At 56.1% G+C, this 26004-nt stretch carries 26 protein-coding genes; 10 read left to right on the plus strand and 16 right to left on the minus strand.

What is annotated here, in order from left to right:
* The first annotated feature begins 83 nt into the window (after window positions 1-83).
* On the plus strand, window positions 84-398 hold the full coding sequence (locus tag A936_RS06320; RefSeq protein ID WP_008455772.1) for a DUF485 domain-containing protein: 315 nt from the start codon (window positions 84-86) through the stop codon (window positions 396-398).
* A complete protein-coding gene (gene actP, locus A936_RS06325; RefSeq protein WP_008455775.1) occupies window positions 395-2044 on the plus strand; it encodes a cation/acetate symporter ActP in 1650 nt (549 codons plus the stop codon). The genes A936_RS06320 and actP overlap by 4 nt, the downstream gene beginning before the upstream one ends.
* 39 nt (window positions 2045-2083) lie before the next feature.
* On the opposite strand, the gene A936_RS06330 is transcribed toward actP, so the two are convergent.
* On the minus strand, window positions 2084-2773 hold the full coding sequence (locus A936_RS06330; RefSeq protein WP_008455777.1) for an LrgB family protein: 690 nt from the start codon (window positions 2771-2773) through the stop codon (window positions 2084-2086).
* On the minus strand, window positions 2766-3191 hold the full coding sequence (locus A936_RS06335) for a CidA/LrgA family protein (RefSeq protein WP_008455779.1): 426 nt from the start codon (window positions 3189-3191) through the stop codon (window positions 2766-2768). The genes A936_RS06330 and A936_RS06335 overlap by 8 nt, the downstream gene beginning before the upstream one ends.
* Window positions 3192-3292: 101 nt before the next feature.
* Between A936_RS06335 and A936_RS06340 the strand changes: the two genes are divergently transcribed.
* Window positions 3293-4192: a LysR family transcriptional regulator gene (locus A936_RS06340; RefSeq protein ID WP_008455780.1), complete on the plus strand. Its 900-nt coding sequence runs from the start codon at window positions 3293-3295 to the stop codon at window positions 4190-4192.
* Between the two features lie 5 nt (window positions 4193-4197).
* Here the strand turns inward: A936_RS06340 and A936_RS06345 are convergent, their stop codons facing one another.
* The 4 genes from A936_RS06345 to soxR form a co-directional block, all read right to left on the minus strand.
* Window positions 4198-5844, minus strand: coding sequence for a Na+/H+ antiporter (locus A936_RS06345; RefSeq protein WP_008455781.1), 1647 nt, complete (start codon window positions 5842-5844; stop codon window positions 4198-4200).
* Window positions 5845-5993: 149 nt separating this feature from the next.
* On the minus strand, window positions 5994-7343 hold the full coding sequence (ghxP, locus tag A936_RS06350) for a guanine/hypoxanthine transporter GhxP (protein ID WP_008455782.1): 1350 nt from the start codon (window positions 7341-7343) through the stop codon (window positions 5994-5996).
* A 345-nt stretch (window positions 7344-7688) separates the two neighbouring features.
* Window positions 7689-8357 carry a glutathione S-transferase family protein gene (locus A936_RS06355; protein WP_008455784.1) on the minus strand — a complete coding sequence of 223 codons (669 nt, stop codon included), beginning with the start codon at window positions 8355-8357 and terminating at the stop codon, window positions 7689-7691.
* Between the two features lie 311 nt (window positions 8358-8668).
* A complete protein-coding gene (gene soxR / locus A936_RS06360) occupies window positions 8669-9124 on the minus strand; it encodes a redox-sensitive transcriptional activator SoxR (RefSeq protein WP_008455786.1) in 456 nt (151 codons plus the stop codon).
* Between the two features lie 80 nt (window positions 9125-9204).
* On the opposite strand from soxR, the gene soxS reads away from it, so the two are divergent.
* Together soxS and A936_RS06370 are read left to right on the plus strand one after the other, a co-directional pair.
* Window positions 9205-9528: a superoxide response transcriptional regulator SoxS gene (soxS, locus tag A936_RS06365; RefSeq protein ID WP_008455787.1), complete on the plus strand. Its 324-nt coding sequence runs from the start codon at window positions 9205-9207 to the stop codon at window positions 9526-9528.
* A gap of 20 nt (window positions 9529-9548) precedes the next feature.
* Window positions 9549-10214 (plus strand): alpha/beta hydrolase family protein, encoded by a 666-nt coding sequence (locus tag A936_RS06370; protein WP_008455789.1) that lies wholly within the window; start codon window positions 9549-9551, stop codon window positions 10212-10214.
* Here A936_RS06370 and pdeC read toward each other — a convergent pair.
* Window positions 10188-11795: a cyclic di-3',5'-guanosine monophosphate phosphodiesterase PdeC gene (gene pdeC, locus A936_RS06375; RefSeq protein ID WP_034808085.1), complete on the minus strand. Its 1608-nt coding sequence runs from the start codon at window positions 11793-11795 to the stop codon at window positions 10188-10190. The genes A936_RS06370 and pdeC overlap by 27 nt on opposite strands.
* Window positions 11796-12237: 442 nt before the next feature.
* On the opposite strand from pdeC, the gene A936_RS06380 reads away from it, so the two are divergent.
* Window positions 12238-12519 carry a YjcB family protein gene (locus A936_RS06380; RefSeq protein ID WP_008455794.1) on the plus strand — a complete coding sequence of 94 codons (282 nt, stop codon included), beginning with the start codon at window positions 12238-12240 and terminating at the stop codon, window positions 12517-12519.
* Between the two features lie 50 nt (window positions 12520-12569).
* Here the strand turns inward: A936_RS06380 and modA are convergent, their stop codons facing one another.
* The 4 genes from modA to A936_RS06400 form a co-directional block, all read right to left on the minus strand.
* The gene (gene modA, locus A936_RS06385; RefSeq protein WP_008455796.1) at window positions 12570-13274 is read right to left on the minus strand and encodes a molybdate ABC transporter substrate-binding protein; all 705 of its coding nucleotides are present in this window, start codon (window positions 13272-13274) and stop codon (window positions 12570-12572) included.
* Window positions 13274-14326 (minus strand): ABC transporter substrate-binding protein, encoded by a 1053-nt coding sequence (locus tag A936_RS06390; protein WP_008455798.1) that lies wholly within the window; start codon window positions 14324-14326, stop codon window positions 13274-13276. The genes modA and A936_RS06390 overlap by 1 nt, the downstream gene beginning before the upstream one ends.
* An 80-nt stretch (window positions 14327-14406) precedes the next feature.
* Window positions 14407-14793 (minus strand): tautomerase family protein, encoded by a 387-nt coding sequence (locus tag A936_RS06395; RefSeq protein ID WP_008455800.1) that lies wholly within the window; start codon window positions 14791-14793, stop codon window positions 14407-14409.
* Window positions 14794-15126, minus strand: coding sequence for a carboxymuconolactone decarboxylase family protein (locus A936_RS06400; protein ID WP_008455802.1), 333 nt, complete (start codon window positions 15124-15126; stop codon window positions 14794-14796).
* Window positions 15127-15229: 103 nt separating this feature from the next.
* Between A936_RS06400 and A936_RS06405 the strand changes: the two genes are divergently transcribed.
* From A936_RS06405 to A936_RS06415, 3 genes are all read left to right on the plus strand, one after another.
* On the plus strand, window positions 15230-16090 hold the full coding sequence (locus A936_RS06405) for a LysR substrate-binding domain-containing protein (RefSeq protein WP_008455803.1): 861 nt from the start codon (window positions 15230-15232) through the stop codon (window positions 16088-16090).
* 414 nt (window positions 16091-16504) lie between these two features.
* Window positions 16505-17890: a diaminobutyrate--2-oxoglutarate transaminase gene (locus A936_RS06410; RefSeq protein WP_008455804.1), complete on the plus strand. Its 1386-nt coding sequence runs from the start codon at window positions 16505-16507 to the stop codon at window positions 17888-17890.
* Window positions 17891-17904: 14 nt separating this feature from the next.
* On the plus strand, window positions 17905-19377 hold the full coding sequence (locus tag A936_RS06415; RefSeq protein WP_008455807.1) for a pyridoxal phosphate-dependent decarboxylase family protein: 1473 nt from the start codon (window positions 17905-17907) through the stop codon (window positions 19375-19377).
* A gap of 50 nt (window positions 19378-19427) precedes the next feature.
* On the opposite strand, the gene A936_RS06420 is transcribed toward A936_RS06415, so the two are convergent.
* From A936_RS06420 to ssb1, 3 genes are all read right to left on the minus strand, one after another.
* Window positions 19428-20432: an alpha/beta hydrolase gene (locus A936_RS06420; RefSeq protein ID WP_008455809.1), complete on the minus strand. Its 1005-nt coding sequence runs from the start codon at window positions 20430-20432 to the stop codon at window positions 19428-19430.
* A complete protein-coding gene (locus A936_RS06425; RefSeq protein ID WP_008455811.1) occupies window positions 20416-21048 on the minus strand; it encodes a hypothetical protein in 633 nt (210 codons plus the stop codon). The genes A936_RS06420 and A936_RS06425 overlap by 17 nt, the downstream gene beginning before the upstream one ends.
* A gap of 119 nt (window positions 21049-21167) precedes the next feature.
* On the minus strand, window positions 21168-21698 hold the full coding sequence (gene ssb1, locus A936_RS06430; RefSeq protein WP_008455813.1) for a single-stranded DNA-binding protein SSB1: 531 nt from the start codon (window positions 21696-21698) through the stop codon (window positions 21168-21170).
* Window positions 21699-21931: 233 nt separating this feature from the next.
* Between ssb1 and uvrA the strand changes: the two genes are divergently transcribed.
* Entirely contained in the window at window positions 21932-24757 is a 2826-nt protein-coding gene (gene uvrA, locus A936_RS06435; RefSeq protein ID WP_008455814.1) for an excinuclease ABC subunit UvrA, read from the plus strand.
* On the opposite strand, the gene A936_RS06440 is transcribed toward uvrA, so the two are convergent.
* Window positions 24758-25111 (minus strand): MmcQ/YjbR family DNA-binding protein, encoded by a 354-nt coding sequence (locus tag A936_RS06440; RefSeq protein ID WP_008455815.1) that lies wholly within the window; start codon window positions 25109-25111, stop codon window positions 24758-24760.
* A 138-nt stretch (window positions 25112-25249) separates the two neighbouring features.
* Window positions 25250-25963, minus strand: a complete 714-nt coding sequence (gene aphA, locus A936_RS06445; protein WP_008455816.1) for an acid phosphatase AphA — start codon at window positions 25961-25963, stop codon at window positions 25250-25252.
* Between the last annotated feature and the right edge of the window lie 41 nt (window positions 25964-26004).

Here is a 26004-nt window from a genome sequence, read left to right on the forward strand (position 1 = left end):
CCGTACCTTTCCCCTCACCCTAGCCCGCTCCCCACAGGGGAGAGGGAATAAAAAAACCTACAAAAACCTCTGGAGATTCTGTGATGAATGACACCATTTATCAGCGGATAGAAAGCAGTGCGCATTTCAGGGAGTTGGTTTCCAAAAGGCAACGGTTTGCCGCCCTTCTGTCACTGATTATGTTAGTGATTTACGTTGGTTTTATTTTGCTGATTGCCTTCGCACCGGCGTGGCTTGGCACCCCGCTGCATGACGGCACCAGCGTCACGCGGGGCATCCCTATTGGCATCGGCGTGATCGTTATTTCCTTCCTGCTCACCGGGATTTATGTCTGGCGTGCTAACGGCGAATTTGACCGCCTGAATAACGAAGTGCTGCGTGAAGTGGGGGTTAAATGAAGCATTTTCTTACGGTCTTTGCCGCTCTGCTGCCGGCCGGTGCCTTTGCCGCCGATGCCATAACCGGCGACGTGCAGCGCCAGCCAACCAACTGGCAGGCGATCATCATGTTCCTGATTTTCGTCGCGCTGACGCTGTATATCACTTACTGGGCGTCCAAGCGCGTTCGCTCCCGCAGCGACTATTACACCGCGGGCGGCAACATTACCGGTTTCCAGAATGGCCTTGCGATTGCCGGTGACTTCATGTCGGCGGCCTCGTTCCTCGGAATTTCCGCGCTGGTGTACACCTCCGGCTACGACGGCCTGATTTACTCCCTGGGGTTCCTGGTCGGCTGGCCGATTATCCTGTTCCTGATTGCCGAGCGCCTGCGTAACCTGGGCCGCTATACCTTTGCCGATGTGGCGTCGTATCGCCTCAAGCAGGGGCCAATCCGCACGCTGTCGGCCTGCGGGTCGCTGGTGGTGGTCGCCCTTTATCTGATTGCCCAGATGGTTGGCGCCGGGAAGCTCATCGAGCTGCTGTTCGGCCTGAACTACCACGTCGCCGTGGTGCTGGTGGGCGTGCTGATGGTGATGTACGTGCTGTTTGGCGGCATGCTGGCGACGACCTGGGTGCAAATCATCAAGGCCGTGCTGCTGCTGTTCGGCGCAAGTTTCATGGCGTTTATGGTGATGAAGCACGTCGGCTTCAGCTTCAACAACCTGTTCAATGAGGCAATGGCGGTTCACCCTAAAGGCGCGGCGATCATGAGCCCTGGCGGGCTGGTGAAAGACCCTATTTCTGCGCTGTCTCTGGGCCTCGGCCTGATGTTTGGCACCGCTGGCCTGCCGCATATTCTGATGCGCTTCTTCACCGTGAGCGACGCCCGCGAAGCGCGTAAAAGCGTGTTTTACGCCACCGGCTTCATGGGTTACTTCTACATTCTGACCTTTATCATCGGTTTTGGCGCCATTATGTTAGTAGGTGCTAACCCAGCGTTTAAAGACGCGGCGGGCGCGCTGATTGGCGGCAACAATATGGCGGCGGTTCATCTTGCCGACGCGGTGGGCGGGAACCTGTTCCTCGGCTTTATCTCTGCGGTTGCCTTCGCCACCATCCTCGCGGTTGTGGCCGGGTTAACGCTGGCGGGCGCTTCGGCGGTATCTCACGACCTTTACGCCAACGTCTTCCGCAAAGGCGCGTCCGAACGCGATGAGCTGAAAGTGTCGAAAATCACCGTTCTGGTGCTGGGCGTGGTGGCTATCCTGCTGGGTATTCTGTTTGAAAAACAGAACATTGCTTTCATGGTGGGGCTGGCATTCTCCATTGCCGCGAGCTGTAACTTCCCGATTATCCTGCTGTCGATGTACTGGTCGAAGCTGACCACGCGCGGCGCAATGATTGGCGGCTGGCTCGGCCTGCTGACGGCGGTGGTGCTGATGATTCTGGGCCCGACTATCTGGGTGCAGATCCTCGGCCATGAAAAAGCGGTCTTCCCGTATGAATACCCGGCGCTGTTCTCTATTCTGATTGCGTTTGTCGGCATCTGGCTGTTCTCGATTACCGATAATACGCCGGAAGGTAAGCTGGAGCGGGAGAAGTTCCGCGCGCAGTTTATTCGCTCTCAAACCGGTATCGGCATCGATCAGGGGCGGGCTCACTAGTTAGTAAGTACTTACCGGGGCTATCTCTGCCCCGGTAGGTTAAAACATCAGCCAACTGACCAGCGGTGCGACCAAAACCGTCACCACGCCGGACAGCATCATCACCAGGCTGGCAATCACCCCTTCCTGCGGCCCCAGCTCATAAGAGCGAGCGGTACCCGCGCCGTGAGAAGCCGCGCCGAACCCCGCGCCTTTGGCTATCCCTTCCCTGATCGACAGGCGCAGAAACAGCACGTCCCCCACCGCCATGCCGAACACGCCGGTGATCACCACAAACAGCGCCACCAGTTCAGGCTCGCCGCCGATGGGCTTCGCGGCCGCCAGGGCAAAAGGCGTGGTAATTGAGCGCACGGCCAGGCTGCGCTGAATGCCGTCCGGCAGGGTAAATAAGCGGGCCAGCCAAATCGAGCTGGTTACCGCCACCACCATCGCCGTCAGCACGCCCGCAGAAAGCGACATCCAGTGGCGTTTTATCACCCGAAGGTTGTCATACACCGGCACCGCAAAAGCAATGGTGGCGGGCCCAAGCAGCCACAGCAGCCAGTGCGCCTCTCCCATGTAGTTGCTGTAGGAGATATGGCCGAAGACGAGCATCCCCACCAGCAGCACCGGCGTAAAGACCAGCGGCATCAGCGGCAGTTTGCGAAAACGGCGATACAGGCGTTTATTGGCGAAGTAGAAAACCAGCGTGACCACAAGGCACAGCACGCTGAGCTGGAAGTTAGTCATTGCGGGACTGCCTGAGAGCTTCGCGAGCCAGTTCAAAGCGGTAGACTTTTTCCACCACAAAGGCCGTGCTGCCGAGCACCAGCACGGTGCTGACCGCTATCACGGCAAAAATACGCCAGCCCTCCACCATCAGCAGCTGAGAGTAGTTCACCACGGCCACAACCGCCGGGACGAAAAACAGCAGCATCTCGGCCAGCAGCCATTTCGACCCTTCCCTGACCCATTTCAGCGGCACAATGCGGCACACAATCAGCGCCAGCAGGAGCAACATCCCCACCAGGTTCGCGGGCAGCGGCAGATGCCCCCACGTCACCAACTGTTCGGCAAAAACAAAAAGTCCGGCGTACAGCGCAACCTGCACGGGGACACGCAGGCTATGCATTACAGCAGGCGTAAAACGGCCTAACGCCAATGCCATGATCGGTGCTCCAGAAAAAATACCAGCCCCGATTATAGAGAGCGGTTCATCGCTACTGAAATGAATTAAAATCATTGCAGGTATAGTTAACAGGAATAGTTATGGACATCAGAACGCTGCGTTATTTCGTTGAAGTCGTCCGCCAGCAGAGCTTCACCCGGGCGGCGGAGAAGATGTTCGTCACGCAGCCCACCATCAGCAAAATGCTGCGTAACCTCGAGGATGAGCTGAACTGCACGCTGCTGATCCGCGACGGCCGCCGCCTGCTGCTGACCGACACCGGCCAGGTAGTATTCCAGCGCGGACTGGCCATCCTCGCCGAGTTTCGCCAGCTTGAGGCAGAGCTGAGCGATATCAAGCAGCTCACCAACGGCGTGCTGCGCCTCGGTATTCCGCCGATGGTTGGTACGCTGATGACCGGCCCGATAGGCGTGTATCAACACCGCTACCCCGGCGTGGAGTTCAAGATTTCCGAATTCGGCGGCCTGACGGTGCAGCAGGCGGTGCTTAACGGCGATCTGGATTTGGCGGTAACGGCCATCCCCGTAGAAGATGAAGACGCACTGACGGTAATGCCGCTGTTCCGCCATCCGCTCTGCGTGCTGGTGCCCCGCTCCGGCCCGTGGATTGGCCGCACCAGCGTTGACCCGGCGGAGCTCGCCGAGCACCCGCTGCTTATCTACAACGAAGATTTCTCCCTTAGCCGCCAGCTGATGCAGCTGTTTGCCGACCACGGTTTTACCCCGCGCATTGCGGTACGCAGCGGGCAGTGGGATTTCCTGGCGGCGATGGTACAGGGCGGCGTGGGGATTGCCGTGTTGCCGGAGCCGATTTGCCGCAAGCTCGACCACACCACGCTGATGTGGCTGCCGCTGAACAGCAACCTGAGCTGGCAGTTAGGGATGATTTGGCGTGAAGGGGTGTATATTTCGCAGAGCGCGCAGGCGTGGATTGATTGCTGCAGAGAGTTCTGGCCGGCAGTGGAAACCGGCCAGAACTAGCGGGATTACTCTTTTTCGATCAGCAGCGCTTCCAGCAGGTCGAGATCGTGCAGGAGTTTTTGCAGGGTCTCATTGCTGATTTGCTGGGTGGCGCGCAGATGGTAAAGCTCAGCACGCTCTGAACGCAGCGCCGTCAGGCGGAAGCGGCGCTCAAGGTTCTCTTCAAGCTCGCTGCTTTCTACGTCATTACGTCCGTCTGCGCGGCGGCGTAAATTCCCGATAACCCGCGAACTCACCTCTTTCAGTAGCTGGTCGTCGATGTTCTCTTCGCTGTCCGCGGCCAGGCGCTCCTCCATTTTCTGGATAGCGACAATCGCTACTTCGGCCGTGGCGGACCGGGCCAGCCGCTCCTCTTTGCGCGACAGAGATTTATCCCCAACCTCAACGTTTCGCAGCAGAATCGGCAGCATGATGACCCCGGCAAACAGCGAGAACAGGATCACGCCTGCGGAGAGGAAAATCAGCTCATAGCGCGCCGGAAAAGGCGTGCCATCGTTCAGCAGCAGCGGAATAGAAAGCACACCGGCCAGGGTGATGGCTCCGCGCACGCCGGCAAAAGAGGCAATACCCAGCTCGCGGGTGGTGAAAGAGCCAAACTCCAGCGGGCGCTTTTTCAAAAAACGCAGGCTGAGGCGCTTCATCGACCACAGCCACAGGAAACGCACCGCAATCAGGGCGAAATAGATCATCGCCACGTCGAGGAACAGCATCCACAGCTCAACATTCGGATCGGCATTAGCCGCCGCAACGGATGTTTCGAGAATGCCCGGCAGCTGCAGGCCCAGCAGCAGGAAGACCATGCCGTTGAACACAAATTCCAGCATCGCCCAGACGCTGTTCGCGCGCAGGCGCATGGTCAGCGGGGCGCTACGCAGCACGCCGGAACGGGTAATGGTCATCCCTGCGGCTACCGCCGCCAGAATGCCGGAAACGCCGATGTGTTCAGCAATCAGGTAAGAGGCGAACGGCAGCAGAAGCAGCAGCAGGATTTGGGTGGCGGGTTCGTCCCCGCTCCAGCGGCTCATCAGGCGCAGCGATTTGCCGTACAGCCAGCTGACTGCAATCCCCGCCAGCAGGCCGCCAATGGCAACCTTGAAGAACTCCAGTGAAGCCCCGCCGACGCTAAAGGCCATCGCCCCTACGGCGACCGCCACCGCAAGCTTCAGGGAAACCAGGCCAGAGGCGTCGTTCATCAATGCTTCGCCCTGCAATATCCCCATGATCTTCTTCGGAATCCGCCCTTCGCCGACAATCCCGGACAGCGCCACGGCGTCCGTCGGTGACAGCACGGCAGCCAGCGCAAAAGCAGGCACCAGCGGAATGCCCGGCACCAGGAAGTAAATCAGGAAGCCGATGCCAACCACGGTGACCAGCACCAGCACCAGCGCCAGGCCAATAATTTCGCGGCCATGATGGAGAAATTCATGAGTGGGCGTTTTCCAGCCGTCGGCAAACAGCAGCGGCGGAATGAACAGGACCAGGAATAGCTCAGGGTCGAATTCAACGTGTAAGCCAAAGTGCGGCCAGGCAAGCAGCGCCCCGATGGCGATTTGCATTAACGGCAGTGGGATCTGAAACGGCAACATACGTGTTACCACCCCAGATAGGGAGACCACGAGGGTCATAATCAAGATTGTGAAGAAAATTTCCATGTTTTCCCTGAACGTGATGTGTGATTTGAAGCGTCACTCTTAGCGGTTGTTTTTATAATAAAACAACTTTTTGCATCACATTGGAACCGGAAATGCCCGAAGTGGGTGAAAGCGGCGGGTTACAGAGCGCAACCCGCACGAATTGAAAATCAGATAGCCCAGCCGCCAGCGTAGAACGCCACCAGCGCAACGGCAATAACGACGGTGCCGATGTTCAGCTTGCGCCATTCACCGGATACTACGCGGCCAATCACCAGAGAAGCAAAGCCGATCATGATCCCGGTCACGATGTTGCAGGTCAGCACGATGAATACCGCGGTAATCAGCCCGGCCATCGCATCCACGAAGTCCGCAAAGTCAATTTTGGCGACGTTGCTCAGCATCAGCAGGCCAACATACATCAGCGCAGGTGCCGTGGCATATGCCGGTACCAGGTAAGAGAGCGGCGACAGGAACAGGATCAGCAGGAACAGCACGCCAACGGTGATGGCTGTCAGGCCGGTTTTGCCGCCTGCCGCGGTACCCGCTGCAGATTCGATGTAAACCGCCGCCGGGGCTGCGCCCACCAGGCCGGAGAACACGCTGCTCAGGGAGTCGGTGGTCAGCGCTTTGCCGCCGTCAATGATCTGGCCGTCTTTGTCCAGCAGGTTTGCCTGACCGGCTACCGCGCGGATAGTGCCGGTGGCGTCAAACACGGCGGTCATCACCAGCGCCAGCACGCTCGGCAGAATGATCGGGTTCAGCGCGCCCATGATATCCAGGCTGCCAATCAGCGAGTTGCCTTTATCATCGCTCAGCGACGGCATGGCGAAAACGCCGGAGAAATGCACGTTCGGATCGAAGATCAGGCCGACAATGGACACGCCGATAATGGTCAGCAGAATGCCGCCCGGCACCTTCAGTTTTTCCAGACCAATGATCACCGCCAGGCCAATCAGCGACATGATCACCGGGAAGCTGGCGAAATGCCCCAGCGCAACCGGCAGCCCGTCCAGCGGGTTTTTAATCACCAGCCCGACGCCGTTCGCGGCAATCAGCAGCAGGAACAGGCCGATACCGATCCCGGTGCCGTGCGCCACGCCCATCGGCAAATTGCGCAAAATCCAGCTACGAATGCCGGTGGCAGAGATAAGGGTGAACAGAACGCCCATCAGGAATACCGCGCCAAGGGCGACCGGCACGCTGATGTGCTGGCCAAGCACCAGGCTAAAGGCGGTGAAGGCGGTCAGCGAGATAGCGCAGCCGATGGCCAGCGGCAGGTTCGCCCACAGGCCCATCACGATGGAGCCCACGCCCGCTACCAGGCAGGTAGCCACAAAGACCGCCGCCGGTGGGAACCCGGCTTTGCCGAGCATTCCCGGCACAACGATCACCGAGTAAACCATAGCAAGGAAGGTTGTCAGACCGGCGACAACTTCCTGACGCACGGTGCTGCCGCGTGCAGAGATTTTGAACCAGGCGTCGAGCGAACCGCCGGCGCGCGGAGAAGGTGTAGACATAGTGAAAAATCCCCTGAGATTTTTAGAATGACGTTTGCCCGGGTGGTGGACAACCCGCTGCCAGTTAAACGTTGTCTCCCTGCGCTACGATTGTGACAAAGGGGTGTCACAAAAAAGCAATCGTTTAACTCCACACGGACAAATCGGTGTTACAGAATTAAGGCAAACGATTATCCTGCCTTCCTGACGGGATTTTCAACTTAACTTTTGCGATTTTCGCGGAAAATATGCTCAGCTGATTAATTATTCGCCTTAGGGTGCGCAAACGTTATCGTCAATGCGCAATTTCGCAACAAAAACGCAAAAAAGTTAGGCTCGTTTTCTCTCGCTTTACTTTTGCGGCGATCACGCCCCGGGGATTTCAAAAGGGCCGCCTTGATTTAATGCTCGCTGCCAGGCGGGGCGTGTTTGCACATTTTTCATCCACGCCTGGGTGTGCGGCATGTCGTTGACTTCACCTCTCGCCAGCAGCGCGGCCACCGGGAAACTCATCTGAATATCTGCCGCGCTGAACTGTTGCCCGGCGAACCACGGGTGCTGGCTCAGGTGATCCTCAATAAAACGGGCATGGGTGGTGAGTTGCTTATTCAGCCAGGCTTTCTGCACGCCCTGCCCCAGCGCTTTGCCCACCGGGCGCAGCGGCCAGGGCACCGGGGCTTTGCCGAGGCTACCAAACACCAGCTTCATTAACAGCAGCGACATCAGCGACCCTTCGGCGTAATGCAGCCAAAAGCGGTACTGGATTTTGTCGTTAATGTCCTGCGGCTTCAGGTGGTTTTCGCTGTCGTAGGTTTCCTGCAGGTACTCAAGAATGGCACCTGATTCCGCCAGGATATGGCCGCTATCTTCCACCACCGGGGATTTGCCCAGCGGATGGATTTTTTTTAGCGCTTCCGGGGCAAGCATGGAGGGCTCCCGCTGGTAACGCACGATCTGGTAGGGCTGCGCCAGTTCTTCCAGCATCCAGAGTACGCGCTGGGAACGGGAGTTATTGAGGTGATGGACCGTGAGCATGAGATAACCCTTTGTTTAGCCAGATGGAATAACTATAGGAAAGCCCTGCACGAATCACATGTCAAAAAAATGAACAAAAAAAGAACAATTGACCTTGCAAAGTGAAGGGACAGACCTACACTTAAATTGTCGGTGCAGACCGGAACCTCCAAAGTCAGTGAAGTGTGTACGTAGCTATGTGTAGGCGTTATCGAGGGGTGCCGACGTCGGGGGAAACCCTCCTGTCAGAACGGGATAGAGCGAAAGACAAAGACCGGAAAACAACTAAAGCGCCCTTGTGGCGCTTTAGTTTTATGTTTGAAAGATAATTTTCAATCTTCCAACAGCCTGGCGCCGGTGCCCTGCTCGCCCAGCTTATCGCCTGGGTTACGCAGCGGGCATTGCGCCCCCGATAAACAGCCGCAGCCAATGCAGCCATTCAGTTCGTCACGCAGCGCGGTCAGCGTGGCAATGCGGTGGTTCAGCTCCTCGCGCCATTGCGATGACAGCTTCTTCCAGTCGTTTTTGTTGATCGAATGGCCGTCGGGCAGCACGCCGAACGCATCCCCGACGGTGCTCAACGGAATGCCAATGCGCTGCGCAATTTTTATTATCGCCACCGTTCGCAACACATCACGCTGATAACGCCGCTGATTGCCTGCATTTCTCGTACTTTTAATCAAACCTTTGCTTTCGTAAAAGTGAAGCGCGGAGACGGCCACGCCGCTGCGCTTCGCCACTTCACCGGGCGTTAACAGCGTTTTTATTCGGGGCAATTTCTTTTCCATAATGCTCTTTACCTCAAGTTAACTTGAGGAATTATACTCCCTGGCAATGAAACTAGCTAACCCGGAAATGAGGACGACTCATGGCTCACCAGGACATCATTTATACGTTGACTGAATGGATTGATGAACATATTGACCAGCCGCTGAACATCGACGTGGTGGCGAAAAAATCAGGTTATTCAAAGTGGTACTTGCAGCGAATGTTCCGCACCGTCATGCACCAGACGCTGGGTGAGTACATCCGCCAGCGCCGCCTGTTGATGGCTGCCACCGCGCTACGCACTACCCAGCGCCCTATTTTTGATATCGCGATGGACTACGGGTATGTCTCGCAGCAAACCTTCTCCCGCGTGTTCCGCCGTGAGTTTGACCGCACCCCAACGGATTACCGCCATCAGGCCTAAGAAAACCAACAGGAGTTGGAGTGAAAAAGTTAAGTTTTGCCATTTTGGCCATCGGGCTTGCCTCAATGGCCGCTCAGGCGGCAACCATTTATACCGCGTTCCCTGACAGCGTTAATCCGAAACAGAAATACGTTTTTTATACGCACGGGAAAGTGTTAGAGGGAAATATTGACCGGCCGAGTAATCCAAATAAACCGCAGTGGGGCGTTTACGATTTCCCGGCGGTAAAAGAGAAGCTCAGCGATGATGGCTACAACCTGATTGCTTATCACAGAGCCAAAGATACTCAGCCAGATCAGTATGCCGAAAAGCTAAAGCAGGATGTGAACACGCTGATTGCAAAAGGCGTTCCGGCTAAGAATATTACGCTTGTCGGCTTCTCACGCGGCGGCGAAATTACCATTCTGGCGGCAAGTAAACTGCAGAATAAGGCGCTCAACGTTGCCATTCTGGCGGGATGTACTCATTCCATTCAGGATGACGCCCGCAATCGCCTGTACGGGAACGTGCTCTCCATTTATGAAGCCTCGGATGAAGTGGGTTCCTGCCAGACGATTGTGAACCACAGTCCGGGGATCACTCATTATAAAGAGATAAAAATCTCTACCGGCCAGCAGCACGGGGCATTTTTCCGCCCTAACCCAGAATGGGTTGTTCCTTTAAAGCAGTGGCTCGCGAGCCACTGAGGCCTTGCGTACGGGGATCCCGCCTGGGGTATAGAGCCAGGCGATAAACTCTTGCGGAGGCAGTGCCTTCGCAAAATACCAGCCCTGGCAATACTCCACGCCGTGATCCACCAGCCACGCCACCTGCGCTTCGGTTTCAACCCCTTCGGCAATTGTCGTTAACTTCAGGCTGTGGGCAATTTCAATGATGTGTTCCACCAGCAAGTGACTGGCCCGCTCGCTGGCGAGGGAATCAATAAAGCTTTTGTCGATTTTTAAAATATCGACGTTCAGGTACTGCAGATTGTGCAGATTCGAATACCCGGTGCCAAAGTCATCAATGGCGACTTTAAAGCCCGCGTTGCGAAACTCCTGGATAAACGGCCTGGTTTTTTCAACGTCAATAAACCCTCGCTCGGTCACTTCGATTTTTATCTGCTCTGGACGAATGTTGTAGGTTTTAATCCGTTCTGAAAGTACGGTGATTAAGCGTGAAGAGTGAAAATCAGATGCTGAAAGATTAATCGAAATATAGAGGCCAGGATGGTCGGCAAGAAATTCACCAAAATCTTTAAATACGGCATCAACCACATAGTCCGATATTTTGTGAATCAGACCTTCAGATTCTGCCAGCGGAATAAACGTCCCGGGGCTGATGGTTTGTCCATTAAAATTCACCCACCGCAGCAGCGCTTCCGCCCCCACGCAATAGCCATTTTGAATATCAATAATGGGCTGATAGTGAAGTTTGAGCTGTTTTCTGGCCAGCGCTCTTAAAAGCATCCGCCGCGGGGAATTTAATTGCTGACGGGTTCGGGACCACATAATTAATATCAGCAGGCTGCAAATAACGCCTAACGGAAGCGTCAGCGTCAGTTGGTGATACCACTGGCGGTTAAACAAGGTTTCTGACGTGGAAACAATCACCGCAATCGGTCTTTTAGCCGACTGGTCGACGGCGTAAAAACGGTTATCCTCGGTAAACGCTTTCTCTTTACGCAGAATAAAACTGTGCAGCAGGTCGCTGTCGGCCCCCGGACTTAAAGAGAAAAAACTGCGGGTGACGGTGTCGTAGACGCCATAAATCAGCGAGTCATCTTCGGACAAAACTTCTGACCAGGTGAGCGGGTTAATCACCGCCACATAATGCCCACGTTGCATGTAGGTCATTTTATGCCCGGCATAAAACGGCGTATCCAGATAATAATAAATCGCGACGTCCGGTTTACGGGTATAAGAAGGGCGCGGCGCTGGCAGCGCTTTTAACGGCTTATAGCTGGTCGAGCACAGCAGCTTATCGCCACTGACGTAAATTAAATCGGCGACAAAAAGTTTACCGCGCACAATATCCAGCATATTTGCCATATGCCGGGGACTGCATATTTCCCCGGAAAAACGTTCCGCCTCGCTGCGCGCCTCATTAACATGACTGATGACGATTTCCGTTTTTTCCATCACCAGTTTGCCAAAAGAGTGCAGGTGCTGCTGGATGTCACTGGTGGCGCGAACATGGGCAAAATAAATTGCCAGCATTATCGGCAGGCAAACGATCAGGACAAAACCTGAGGTACGCAACGCCTTAAGATAAATCCGTTTCACCATGATGCTCACACGTCTCTGCTTTTATGCGCCTGTTTTTATACTTTATTAGAACAACCTGATGACCGCCGATTACGTTGCATCATAAAGCCTGCTTTAGCAATAGCCTTCAGCCGTTAACTCTGCGGAAATTAATTTGCGCAACAAAGAGATAAGAGGAACCGGGATGCTGTTTAGCTTAAGATTTAACCCACCGTGTTAATATGAGTTTTTCTGGGGTTAAAGCAGCAGGGAATGATTATTTAAACGAAATTGTGGTAAACGTCAGATAAACAAAATGTTCACGCCTTCCACGTCCTGGTTTTCCTAAAAACCCCCGCCGACCAGGCCTCAAAACCGCGCAAAAAACCATCACAACGCTGGTGATTAAACACACAAAAGTGATACACTTCACATTATCAGTGCAACAGAAAATTAAATTGCAGCTTTTTGAGGAACAAGGTTCATGGCAACAATCACCACCGGCGTGATGCTCATACGCTGGCCGCTGCTTAGTGCGGTTTTGATGTTTTTGGCAAGCAGCCTGAATATTCAGTTTCGCCGCTCGGATTACCGGGCTTTAGCCATAATCAGCAGCGGGCTGGGGATTGCCGCATCCTGCTGGTTTGCCATGGGTTTATTGGGCCTGACGCTCGGTGACTTCCCGATTATCTGGGCGTCGTTTAAAACGGGGCTGGTCGAGATCATCGCCAGAATGCCGCCCGAATGGCCGACGATGATGCCTTAACAGGCTGAGAAGCATTAAAAAAAACCGCCTTCATCGGCGGTTTTTTACTTTCAGACGACAAAGCCGTAATCCCGCAGTATTTGCCGCGCAGCGTCCGAGACCAGGAACGCCCGCAGCGGCTCCGCCCGTTCGTCGCATACCGCCAGCCCATAATCGGCCTGAATATTGTAGGATGCCGGGATCTCGAACACCCGCAGTTCACGATGGGCCTGCAGCGCTGCGGCATAGCTTCGGTAACCAATCATAAGATCGGACTGCCCGCTGGCAATAAGCCACTGCGCCGCAAGCCTGCCGTCGGGCACGGCCTGCGTGTCCGGTCCGCCAACCAGAGCTAAGGCTCGCGGCTGCAGGGCGATGCCAAATTCAGCTTCAAATCTGCCAAAGAACTGCCAGGTATAATCCCCGGAAGGATCGCTGCCCGGCGTGGACGTGCCAATGCGTAAGGCCGGATTGCTCAATAGCGTTAGCCAGGTACTCTGCTCATCAACGCAGTGCGCCGCCGCCGTCAGGCAAAGGGCGTTCCCGGCAAACCGGTGAACCCCCCGAGCTTTGCCCCGCTCCAGCAGCGAGTGCGGGTGCGCCATGTTTGCCGACGCAAACAGCGAACAGTTTTCGCCGGCTTCTATACGGGCTCTTAGCAGGCCCGCAGGCCCAAATTGCGTCTCTGTCGGCAAGCTAGTTTCCTGCTCAAACTGGGCCATAAGCGGCTGCCAGACCCGCCGCAGGCTTCCCGCCGCCAGAATTTGCAGCGTCATTACTCAACGCCTTCATAGTGGGTGCGGTAAAAACGCTGATACCAGCTGTCGGCCACTTTCTTCATGTCGATGTCTTTGAATCTGGCGGGATACAGTTTTTTCGCCATCCACAGCTCACCGATCGCCATCGCTTCCGGCATCGGGTAGCCCCAGGCTTTGGCGTATTCCGGCATCAGCCAGACCTGATGGCTTTTCACCGCGTCGATCGGCTGCCACTCGGGCTTGCTGACGATCTCATCCACCACTTTGGGGTAACGATCCTGCACGAAGATCACCTGCGGATCCCAGGCGATCACCTGCTCCATCGACACCTGCTTGAAGCCTTTCACGGCGGACGCCGCCACGTTCAACGCGCCCGCGTGGGCCATCATCAGGCCGGTATATTTCCCGGAGCCGTAGGTGGCCAGGTCAGGATTGGCCATATAAGCCCGCACCCGCTGGTCTGCCGGGATGTCTTTCAGGCGGTCGCTGACCAGCTTGCGCTCGGCAAAAGTGGCGTCGATCAGCGCTTTGGCCTGCTTCTCTTTATTAACCACTTCACCAATCAGTTCGATGCCTTCTTTCAGGCCGAGATTATAGGCTTGCTCTTCGTCCTGCATCGACGGGTTCAGTTTGCCCTGCTCGCCCGGTGTATCGTGCCGCAGAGAAATCGCAATCACCGGGATGCCGAGTTTGCTAATGCTGTCGATCATCTCCTGCGGCGCATAGTTGGTGACGAACACCACCTGAGGGTGCAGCGCCACCAGCTTTTCGGTGTCCACGCTGGTTAAATCCCCTAACTGGGCCTTATGCTCAAGCTCCGGTGCCAGGCGCGCGTAGCCGCTGCCAAGCTGTTGCTTCCAGTTCGCCAGAATGCCAACCACTTTGTCGGTGGCGTTCATTTGCACCAGCAGGTTGAGCGTTTGGTGCTGAAGCACCACGACGCGGTTAACCTCGTCGGGGATCGTGACCTGGCGGCCAAGCTGGTCGGTGAGCGTGCGGTTCGCCAGCGCAGCGAGCGGGGAAAGTACTAATAGTGCGCCCAGCGTCAGGCGGCGGGTAAATCGGTTCACGGCGAGAGTCCTTATGATCGTTGTGTATGAAAATATACAGCGATGATTCCCCCGCGCCCAGCGCTTTTAAGGGGTAGATCTTACTCCGCGAGCAAACTCGCCTTGCCCCCACCAAACGACCAGTCCTCAGCCTTGTTATGGCGAATGACGACCATAACGTCGTTGGGCTGAATGCCCGGTGACTCGGCAAGTTGATCGGTAATGACCCGGTAAAAACGCTGCTTCATCTCAATACTTCGTGGCTTACCGGCCGTTATCTCAATCAGAAGCCAGTCATTGCTGCGCGGCCCCGCCATATAGTGACGATCAAACCGCAGCGCTGATTTATCTTGCTCATGAAAAACCTGAAACAGATCTGCCTCCGGCACATCAAATGCCTCCACCAGCGCCCGCTGTATGCTGGATGAAACCGCCGCCAGCCAGGCCTCCGTTTTTCCTTTTAATAAGGTGACATGAAGTACCGGCATTTATTGCTCCTCCCGACGACATCCGACGATCAGCTTATCCAGTACCTTTAGCGCACTGTGGGCGGCAGGCCAGCCCGCATAAAAAGCCAGATGGGTGATCAGCTCGCTTAACTCCTCATCGCTGACGCCATTTTTGCGCGCTAATTCGAGATGAATAGGCAGCTGTTCAAGCCGGTACAGCGCCAGCAGCGCCGCCACGGTGATCAGGCTGCGATCGCGTTTATTCAGTTCCGCTCTTTCCCAGATATCCATGAATAACAAGTCGTTGCTCATGCTGGCAAGTTTTGGCGCCCGGCTCAAAACCCGTTGAATGTCGTATGATGTTTCGCCCATGAAGCCTCCCGGCTGTTGTTGACAACCTGAGCATACTCATTGAGTATCATTCTAAAAATCAGATATTTTTTAACCAATAATCCTGATTTTCAGGACAATAACTATGACGAATTTAGATCTCGACGTTCTCCGCACCTTTGTGACCGGCATGGCGCTCGGCAGCTTTGCCCGGGCAGCGGACCGGCTGGGGCGATCGACCTCAGCGGTCAGCGCCCAGTTAAAGAAACTGGAAGATCAGGTCGGAACGCCGGTCGTCAAAAAATCAGGCCGGGGCCTGGCGCTGACACCAACCGGCGAAATTGTGTTGAGTTATGCGAAACGCCTGCTGGAGCTGAATGATGCCGCAATGGCTGCGGTGGGCGACACACAGCTGAGTGGGCTCTTACGGGTAGGGTTTCAGGAGGATTTCGGTGAGGGCTTGTTAACCGACGTTCTTGGGTCATTTAGTCGCGCCCACCCTGCCGTCATTCTTGAGGCACGTATCGCACGAAACGCAGAGCTGGAGTCCGCCCTCAACCATTCGCAGCTGGATTTGGCCTTACTCTGGCAAACGCCATCGGCCTCCGCAGAGAATGAGATCGGTAAAATTCCGCTGCACTGGATGGGCATCCCCGAGCAGGTAGAGGCATGCCTCGCCAATGGGCAGCCGCTACCTTTAGTGGTTTTTGACGCTCCCTGTATTTTACGCCGTCACGCCATTGAGGCACTGGATTGCGCAGGGATCCCCTGGCGGATAGCCTTTACCAGCAGCAGTCTGAACGGCCTATGGGCAGCGGCGCGCGCCGGATTAGGCGTGACGCCAAGAACGCAGGTAGGAAAACCAGCCGATCTCCCGATGATCCAGACGCTTCCCGCTCTCCCTTCATTAGGCATTTGTCTACCAAGAGCCTCATCTGAACCTAATCCGATTCGGGATTGCCTGGCAGACATTATTGAAAAACAGGTGGGCGTTTTTTGCCGTTGAAGCTGAACCAGCGCCAGATTTACGGGTAAAAAGTGCAACCCCAGTTGCCAATCAATGTCCTGGGGTAATTTTTTGTTGTTAATTATTTCTATCCAGCAAAACCTGGTCTGTCCAGACCGTTTTAATACGCAAAATTAGGCCTTTCAGGGGGCTTTTTTTCCTGCCATTGCCAATAGTTGAGAGATCGGATGTCTGGATACCCGTCAAAAGAGTCTTCAATTCATTGATTTTAAATTAAAAAAATCGAAAAAAATAAATGATTGAGCGGGGGGGTAAAAAGCCATATATTGGCGGCGTTTTATGCACCCTAACCGATACCTATACTCTGGATAATTCGAGTTTCAACTTGAAGCATGATGAGTATTGTTTACTTAATTCAGCCGCTGCGCTCATGCCGACGGTTGTAGGAGAGATATGATGACGGATAAAGTCCGTATTGATACTTTAGATGCAAAATCTGCAAACGCTACCAACGAAACCTATTTGGCACGACAGGCTGAATTCGAATCGAATGTCAGAAGTTACCCGCGCAAATTACCGTTCGCTATAGCCAAAGCCCAGGGCGCCTGGATCATCGACGTGGAAGGTAACCGCTACCTTGACTGTCTGGCCGGTGCGGGCACGTTGGCGCTTGGCCACAACCATCCTGACATCCTGCAAAGCATCCAAAACGTCATTACCAGCGGCTTGCCGTTACATACTTTGGATCTGACTACGCCGTTAAAAGACGAGTTCTCAGAATACCTGCTCTCTTTACTGCCGAGCCAGGGTAAAGAGTACTGCCTGCAGTTCTGCGGCCCATCCGGCGCGGACGCAGTAGAAGCCGCTATCAAGCTGGCGAAGAAACACACTGGCCGCAGCGGCGTAATCAGCTTCTCCGGCGGCTACCACGGGATGACCCACGGCGCGCTGTCCGTGACCGGCAACCTGTCTCCGAAAGCGGCCATCAACGGCCTGATGCCGGAAGTACAGTTCCTGCCATACCCGCACGAATACCGCTGCCCGCTGGGCATTGGCGGCGACGCGGGCGTGAAAGCGCTGACCTATTACTTCGACAACCTGATCAACGACGTTGAAAGCGGCGTGCGCAAACCTGCGGCCGTGATCCTCGAAGCGGTTCAGGGCGAAGGCGGCGTGAACCCGGCTCCTGCAGAGTGGCTGCAGCGCATCCGCAAAGTGACCAAAGAGCACGGCATCGTGCTGATCATCGATGAAGTTCAGGCTGGCTTTGCCCGTACCGGCAAGCTGTTCGCCTACGAACACGCTGGCATTGAGCCAGACATCATCGTGATGTCCAAAGCCGTTGGTGGCGGTCTGCCGCTGGCCGTATTGGGCCTGAGAAAAGAGATCGATGCCTGGGAACCTGGTCACCACACCGGCACCTTCCGCGGCAACCAGCTGGCAATGGCCACCGGCCTGACCACCCTGAAGTACCTGAAAGACAACAAAGTCGCAGACAAAGTTGCCGCTCAGGGCGAATGGCTGAAAGGCAAACTGTACGATCTGCAGAAACGCTACCCGGCTATCGGCCACGTTCGCGGCCTGGGCCTGATGCTCGGCATTGAGATCGTGAAGCCAGAAGAAGCACAGGATCACATGGGTTGCTACCCGGCTGACGGCGCGCTGTCTGCTCTGATTCAGAAAAAATGCTTCGAAGCGGGCCTGATTCTGGAGCGCGGTGGCCGTAACGGCTGCGTGCTGCGCCTGCTGCCGTCCCTGCTGATCAGCGACGACGAGCTGGAAATCTTCCTGAGTAAATTTGAAAAAGCCTTGTTAGCCGCTGGCGCAAAAGCTGTCTGATTGGAGTAATAAATATGTCCCGATCTAACCCGATTCTGGCCTCCTCTGCCCAGAGCATTGAGGAGTACCAGCAGGCGATCGCCCAGACCAGCCAGGCCGTAGTGGAATGGCTGCAGCAGCCCCAGATGTACCAGGGCAAAACCGTCGCCGAGCTGAAAGAACGCATTCAGCTCGACTTCAATCCTCAGGGCCTGGGCAACCAGGTCGCGATTGAACGCGCGATTGAGTATTTCTTAAAAGACAGCCTGCTGGTGCATCACCCGCAGTGCGTGGCGCACCTGCACTGCCCAAGCCTGGTGGTTAGCCAGGCCGCAGAAGTGCTGATCAACGCCACCAACCAGAGCATGGACTCCTGGGACCAAAGCCCGTCGGCGACCATCATTGAGATGAAGCTGATCGAATGGCTGCGCGCTCAGGTCGGTTATCAGCCTGGCGACGCGGGCGTGTTCACCAGCGGCGGAACCCAGAGCAACCTGATGGGCCTGATGCTGGCGCGTGACGCTTACTTTGCGCGCCAGGGCCACTCTGTCCAGCAGGATGGTCTGACCGGTGATATCCGCAAAATCAGAGTACTGTGCTCTGAAAATGCCCACTTCTCCGTGCAGAAAAACATGGCGCTGATGGGCATGGGCTACCAGTCAGTCACGCTGGTGAAAACCGATGAGTTTGCCCGCATGGACGTTACCGACCTGGCGGCTAAAATCGCCCAGGCGCAAGCGAACGGCGAGCAGATCATGGCTATCGTCGCCACTGCCGGTACGACCGATGCAGGCGCTATCGACCCGCTGAGCGACATCGCGAAGCTGGCCGCAGAGCACCAGATTTGGGTACACGTTGATGCAGCCTGGGGCGGCGCACTGCTGCTGTCCGAGAAGTATCGTGATTACCTGAACGGCCTGGAGCTGGTGGATTCCGTTACCCTGGACTTCCACAAGCAGTTCTTCCAGACCATCAGCTGCGGCGCGTTCCTGCTGAAAGATGCTCGCCACTACGAGCTGATGCGCTACCAGGCGGCCTACCTGAACTCCGAGTTCGACGAAGAGCAAGGCGTACCGAACCTGGTGTCCAAGTCGCTGCAGACCACCCGCCGCTTTGACGCTCTGAAGCTGTGGATGGGCCTCGAAGCGCTGGGCCAGAAACAGTACGCTGAAATCATCGATCATGGTGTGACCATGGCGAAGAATGTGGCGACCTATGTGGCTGACCACGCTTCTCTGGAGCTGGTGATGCAGCCTCAGCTGGCGAGCGTGCTGTTCCGCTTCCGTCCGGCAAGCCTGGCTGGCCGCAGCGATGCGGAAATCGCGCTGCTGAACCAGAAAATCGGTGATGCGCTGCTGGAGTCTGGCCGCGCGAACGTTGGCGTGACCGAGCATAACGGCGTGACCTGCCTGAAGCTGACCCTGCTGAACCCAACCGTCACCCTGGAGGATGTCAAAGTCCTGCTGGCGCTGGTGGAGAAAACCGCAGAGCCGCTGCTTAACGCTTAATGTTAGCGTAATGAATAAAAGCCGGTCGCGATCCCTCGCCGCCGGCTTTTTTATTGCTTTGAGTTCTCCAGCCTGAGCTGGCGGCGAATAAATTTCGCCACTTCTTCCACCAGCTCTCTGTCTTCAGGCGTTCCCATAAATCCACCGTGCGGCATCGCCTCAAAGACGTGCAGCTCGGCTTCAACGTTCGCTTTTCTCAACACCCGGTGCAACCTCACCGCATTCGACAGGAATAAATCCCGCGTGCCGCTTTGAATCAATGTTGCCGGGAAACCACGGGTAAAATCGCCAAACAGCGGCGAAAGATAAGGATGCGTTAACTCAGCCCCCGCGGCATAAAGCAGGTTGTTTTCCCTCAACGATCCCGGCAGTACCACATCCACAAGCTGATTCACCTGGAAGCTGTCGCCGGACTCGGTCAGATCTGCCTCCGGGGACAGCAGCACTAAGGCACCTGGCAACGGCAAGCCTTCATCACGCGCCCGCAGCACCATCGCAGCGGCGAGATTCCCACCAGCCGAACGCCCGGCAATCACGATATTTTCCGGGGCATATTGCTCGAGCAGGTAACGGTATATGGCCAGGCAATCATCCAGCGCAGCCGGATAAGGATGCTCGGGCGGCATTCGGTAATCGACGCTGTAGCAACGAAGCCCATACTGCACAGCCTGGGTGCTGGCACTGGCCTTGCAGGCTTCACCCCCGCCAAAGGTAAACGCCCCGCCGTGGAGATCCACCAGAACGTGATGTTCTGAAGCCAGCGCGCCTGGCGTGGCAACATGCACCGTAGCCTGCTCAATCTGCAGTGTTTGTGGGTCCGGCTCATCGCTCGCTGGCCGGGATTTCATGGCTTCGGCATACCAGGCCGCCGAAGTGGCCTGAATCTGCTTCCAGGCTTCACCATCGGTGTGGGATGGCATCGAAAATTGCGCGTTGTGGGGCACACCGTTCTCGTCAACCTGGCGACGCAGAGCGGCCTGTGCCTCCTCACTGATGGAATCAGGGAACGGGATAATGTGCTCGGGGCGCAGAACGCCATCAATTTTGTCTGTCATTACCTGACCTGTGATTAGTGTCTGTCGCCAGCTTTCGCTGGATAGAGAGTAGCGTGCGCCGCCTGACCCAGCCGCTGGCCGGACGAATGAGCATCCAATAGAGAGCGAACAGGGCTTTCACGCGCGGCGTTGGGCAATAGACAAAGGTTTCGGTACGTAATACCGCCGAGCCGTTGTTCTCAGGCGTGACATCAAAGCGCAAGATCAGCTTAGCCGCGCGTGAGTCGGCAAAATGCTTGAAGGCTTCGGCATCTTTCAGAGACTCGACGTCAAGCAACGGTCGCCAGAAACGCCCGGCCAAACCAAAAGAGACTTCCTGGCTGCTTTGATGCAGCACAGTGAAAGAGCCAAACCCGAAGGTATCGGCTGGTTCCGCGCTCTCTGACTTAAACAACGCCCGGCGCAGGCGGCGAGGGAGCTGGCGCAAACGGAGTAGCCGACGGATAACCGGATCGTCTTCCATATTCAGCGCCAGAACGGCCTGAATAATGGCTTCAGGCGAACCTTCAATAGGCGGGGAGAGATGCTTTTCATAAAAGCTAAATGAAGGCAGCCATGGCGTGGCGTCCGCCTGACACCGACACGCTCTCTCACTGACAAAACCTAAAAATGCCACGGTATCTTCCTTATCCGAGGGCCGCCTGCCCGGCAGATTTCATGCCGCCATAATAGAAAAAAACCCTGCGAGGCAGGGTTTTATTTGTTCGTCACATACAGGGTTACACCCTGAGGGGATCAGAACGGGATATCGTCGTCGAAATCCATTGGCGGTTCGTTAGATGGCGCTGGTGCGCTCTGCTGCTGCGGACGAGACTGCGCGCCGCCGCTGAACTGGTTGCCGCCCTGTGGTTGCTGAGGCTGACCCCAACCGCCCTGCTGCTGGCCGCCGTTGCCGCCCGCCGGAGCGCCGCCGCCCTGACGGCCGCCGAGCATCTGCATGGTGCCGCCCACGTTAACCACAACTTCGGTAGTGTATTTTTCTACGCCAGCCTGGTCGGTCCATTTACGGGTTTGCAGTGCGCCTTCGATGTAAACCTGAGAGCCTTTACGCAGGTATTCACCAGCCACTTCGGCCAGTTTGCCGAACAGCACCACGCGGTGCCACTCAGTTTTTTCTTTGGTTTCGCCGGTTTGCTTATCACGCCAGGACTCTGACGTGGCCAGTGTAATGTTGGCGACAGCGCCCCCATTTGGCATGTAGCGTACTTCCGGGTCCTGACCCAGATTCCCAACGAGAATCACCTTGTTTACGCCTCTGCTGGCCATGTTCGTGTCTCCTGAAACGTTTTTAAATAGTCTAAACCGGGGATTCTACACTATGCCACCCACAATGTTTATAGCTGCGAGGGACATTCCAGAATGTCGGCTAAGTATAGCTCGTTTCATTAAAACACTGGATATTCATTCAGGTTTTATTGTGTCATAATTAGCCGTTTCTGGCCGTCGGTTGTACCTCTATACATACCAGGCGCATGCAGTCATTATTCCGGGAAAGGTGAATGGATAAGATCGAAGTTCGGGGCGCCCGCACCCACAATCTCAAAAATATCAACCTCGTCATCCCGCGCGACAAACTGATTGTTGTCACCGGGCTTTCGGGTTCAGGCAAATCCTCGCTGGCATTCGACACCCTGTACGCGGAAGGGCAGCGTCGCTACGTTGAGTCCCTTTCGGCTTACGCGCGTCAGTTCCTGTCGCTAATGGAGAAGCCGGACGTCGACCATATCGAAGGGTTGTCTCCTGCGATTTCTATTGAACAGAAATCCACGTCCCATAACCCGCGTTCCACCGTCGGCACCATCACGGAAATCCATGACTACCTGCGTCTGCTTTACGCCCGCGTAGGCGAACCGCGCTGCCCGGATCACGACATCCCGCTCGCGGCCCAAACCGTCAGCCAGATGGTGGATAACGTGCTTGCGCAGCCGGAAGGCAAGCGCCTGATGCTGCTCGCGCCGATCATTAAAGATCGCAAAGGCGAACACGCCAAAACGCTGGAAAACCTGGCCAGCCAGGGCTATATCCGGGCGCGCATCGACGGCGAAGTCTGCGACCTGTCCGATCCGCCAAAATTAGAGCTACAGAAAAAGCACACCATTGAAGTGGTCGTCGACCGCTTTAAGGTACGTGAAGACATCGCCCAGCGCCTGGCCGAGTCGTTTGAAACCGCGCTGGAGCTGTCCGGCGGGTCTGCCGTTGTCGCCGACATGGACGATGAAAAAGCGGAAGAGCTGCTGTTCTCCGCTAACTTTGCCTGCCCGGTCTGCGGCTACAGCATGCGCGAGCTGGAACCGCGCCTGTTCTCCTTTAACAACCCGGCCGGTGCCTGCCCGACCTGCGACGGCCTGGGCGTACAGCAATATTTCGATCCCGATCGCGTGGTGCAAAACGGCGAGCTGTCGCTGGCCGGTGGCGCTATCCGTGGCTGGGATCGCCGTAACTTCTATTACTTCACCATGCTGCGCTCGCTGGCCGATCACTATAAGTTCGACGTGGAAGCCCCGTGGAACGAGCTGAGCGACGCGGTGAAGAAAGTTGTGCTGCACGGCTCGGGCAAAGAAACAATCGAATTCAAGTACATGAACGACCGCGGGGACACCTCCGTGCGCCGCCATCCGTTCGAAGGCGTGCTGCACAACATGGAGCGTCGCTACAAAGAAACCGAATCTTCCGCCGTGCGCGAAGAGCTGGCGAAATTCATCAGCAACCGCCCCTGCACCAGCTGCGAAGGCACGCGCCTGCGTCGTGAAGCGCGCCATGTATTTGTAGAAAATACCGCGCTGCCAACGATTTCTGATATGAGCATCGGCCATGCGATGGAATTCTTCCAGAACATGAAGCTCAGCGGCCAGCGTGCGCAAATCGCGGAAAAAGTACTGAAAGAGATCGGCGATCGCCTGAAGTTCCTGGTGAACGTCGGCCTGAACTACCTTTCTCTCTCCCGTTCGGCAGAAACGCTGTCCGGTGGTGAAGCCCAACGTATTCGTCTGGCAAGCCAGATTGGCGCCGGGCTGGTTGGCGTGATGTACGTGCTGGATGAGCCGTCCATCGGCCTGCACCAGCGCGATAACGAGCGCCTGCTGGAAACGCTGATTCACCTGCGTAACCTCGGCAACACGGTGATTGTGGTTGAGCATGACGAAGACGCCATTCGCGCCGCCGACCATATTATCGATATTGGTCCAGGCGCGGGCGTGCACGGCGGCCAGGTGGTCGCGGAAGGCACCATGAAGGATATTATTGCGGTGCCGGAATCCCTGACCGGGCAGTTCCTCAGCGGCAAACGCGAGATTGCGGTGCCGAAACAGCGCGTTGCTGCCGATCCGTCAAAAGTGCTCAAGCTCTCCGGCGCGAAGGGGAACAACCTGAAGGACGTCACGCTGACGCTGCCGGTGGGGCTGTTTACCTGTATTACCGGGGTATCCGGCTCCGGCAAGTCGACGCTGATTAACGACACGCTGTTCCCGATTGCCCAACGTCAGCTAAACGGGGCGACAATCGCCGAACCGGCACCGTACCGTGAAGTTCAGGGCCTGGAACACTTCGATAAGGTCATCGACATTGACCAAAGCCCGATTGGCCGCACACCTCGTTCCAACCCGGCGACCTACACCGGCGTGTTCACCCCCGTGCGCGAGCTGTTTGCTGGCGTACCGGAAGCGCGCTCGCGCGGCTATACGCCGGGGCGCTTTAGCTTCAACGTTCGCGGCGGGCGCTGCGAAGCCTGCCAGGGCGACGGCGTAATCAAAGTCGAAATGCACTTTCTGCCGGATATCTACGTGCCGTGCGACCAGTGCAAAGGCAAACGCTATAACCGTGAAACGCTGGAGATTAAGTACAAAGGCAAAAGCATTCACGAAGTGCTGGATATGACCATTGAAGATGCCCGCGAATTCTTCGACGCCGTTCCGGCGCTGGCGCGTAAGCTGCAAACGCTGATCGACGTGGGCCTGTCCTACATTCGGCTTGGCCAGTCGGCGACCACGCTGTCAGGCGGTGAAGCACAGCGCGTTAAGCTGGCGCGTGAGCTGTCTAAGCGCGGCACCGGCCAGACGCTGTATATCCTCGATGAGCCGACCACCGGCCTGCACTTTGCGGATATCCAGCAACTGCTGGAAGTGCTGCATCAGCTCAGGGATCAGGGCAATACCATTGTGGTGATTGAACACAATCTCGACGTGATTAAAACCGCAGACTGGATTGTGGACTTAGGGCCGGAAGGCGGCAGCGGCGGCGGCGAGATTTTGGTCTCCGGCACGCCGGAAACCGTCGCCACCTGCGAAGCTTCTCATACCGCGCGTTTCCTCAAGCCACTGCTGAAGTAGTCAAACCGACAATTGCTGCCTGACCTGCTCAGGCAGCAATGCCACCGCCTGCTGATACGAAGCATCCACCAGATAATAAATTTGCGAACCGGGCAGCGAGCCGTCGAGGTAAAGCGTGCTCCAGTGCGCCTTATTCAAATGGGCGCTGGGGAAAACGTCCTGATGCTGCTGACGCAGAAGCTCTGCCAGATCGGGTGTGGCTTTGAGGGAGACTGCCGGGCGCTGGTTCTCCGCATGCACCATGGCAAACAGCACATCGCCAACTTTGATTTGCGTGGCCTTCCAGTCGCTGTGCACGCTCTGCTCTGCGCCGGGTTTTTTCATGCAGTACTCTAAAAGATCCGAATGGGTCATCTTCATTTCCTCGTCCTGAACGTTTACCGGAAGCATTCGCGGCAGCATTAAGTGTGCGCCAAAAGCGGATAACAGACGAGGGAATTGATTAAAAAAACGGCAGGCAATTTATGTTAGCTGCCGCTTTTCTGGCCGGGATCAGTACTCGGAGTTGACGATAACCTCTTCGCCAAACGAGCCTGCTTTCGGCAACGGCTGGTAGCTGGAGTTGGAGGCTCGCAGGATACGAATGCCGCGCGCGCCGACGTCCTGGGCCGCGGTGATGTCGTTGTCTGAATCTCCGTAGAAGATTTTGATTTTCTTCTCTTTCAGCCACTGCGTTTTGGTGTTCTGGCCTTCTTTATCGCCGGCAAAGATCACCGGATTGACGCTCGGCTCCGGGATCAGGAAGTCGTTTTGCAGGGTTTTGGTGACGGTTTCGGTTTTGGTCTGGCTGCGTCCGGTCACAAAGTACACGCTGTCGCCGCGCTTGAGGTGCATGGTGATCAGGCTTTTTGCCACCTCTTTAGGCATGCTGAAGTCATCCCAGCCGTTGTTCATCTTTTCCCAAAAAGCCGGGTTTTTCAGGTAGTCCTGCTTACCCGGCGAGAACTCTTTTTGCCCGCGATAAAAGCCCGGGCTGGAAAACAGCACGGTATCGTCGATATCAAACCCGACGGCGATAGGCGCGCGGCCAAGCAGGCTATTTTCAATTTGTGCCACGGAAACCCAGTGGATTGGCACCTGTTGCGCCAGCTGCGCCACGGTGACGCCAGGATTCAGCGGAGCGGGGGCGGATTCGGTTGCCAAAGCGGCATGATTGAAGCCTGCCAGCAGGCAGACGGCACTGAGTGCCAGGGCGATCTTACGCATTGTTTTCCCTTTATTTTCTGTTTTTAATCGTTGTTAAAATG

Origin of the sequence: Enterobacter sp. Ag1, from assembly GCA_000277545.1 — a bacterium.
Taxonomy (GTDB): domain Bacteria; phylum Pseudomonadota; class Gammaproteobacteria; order Enterobacterales; family Enterobacteriaceae; genus Cedecea.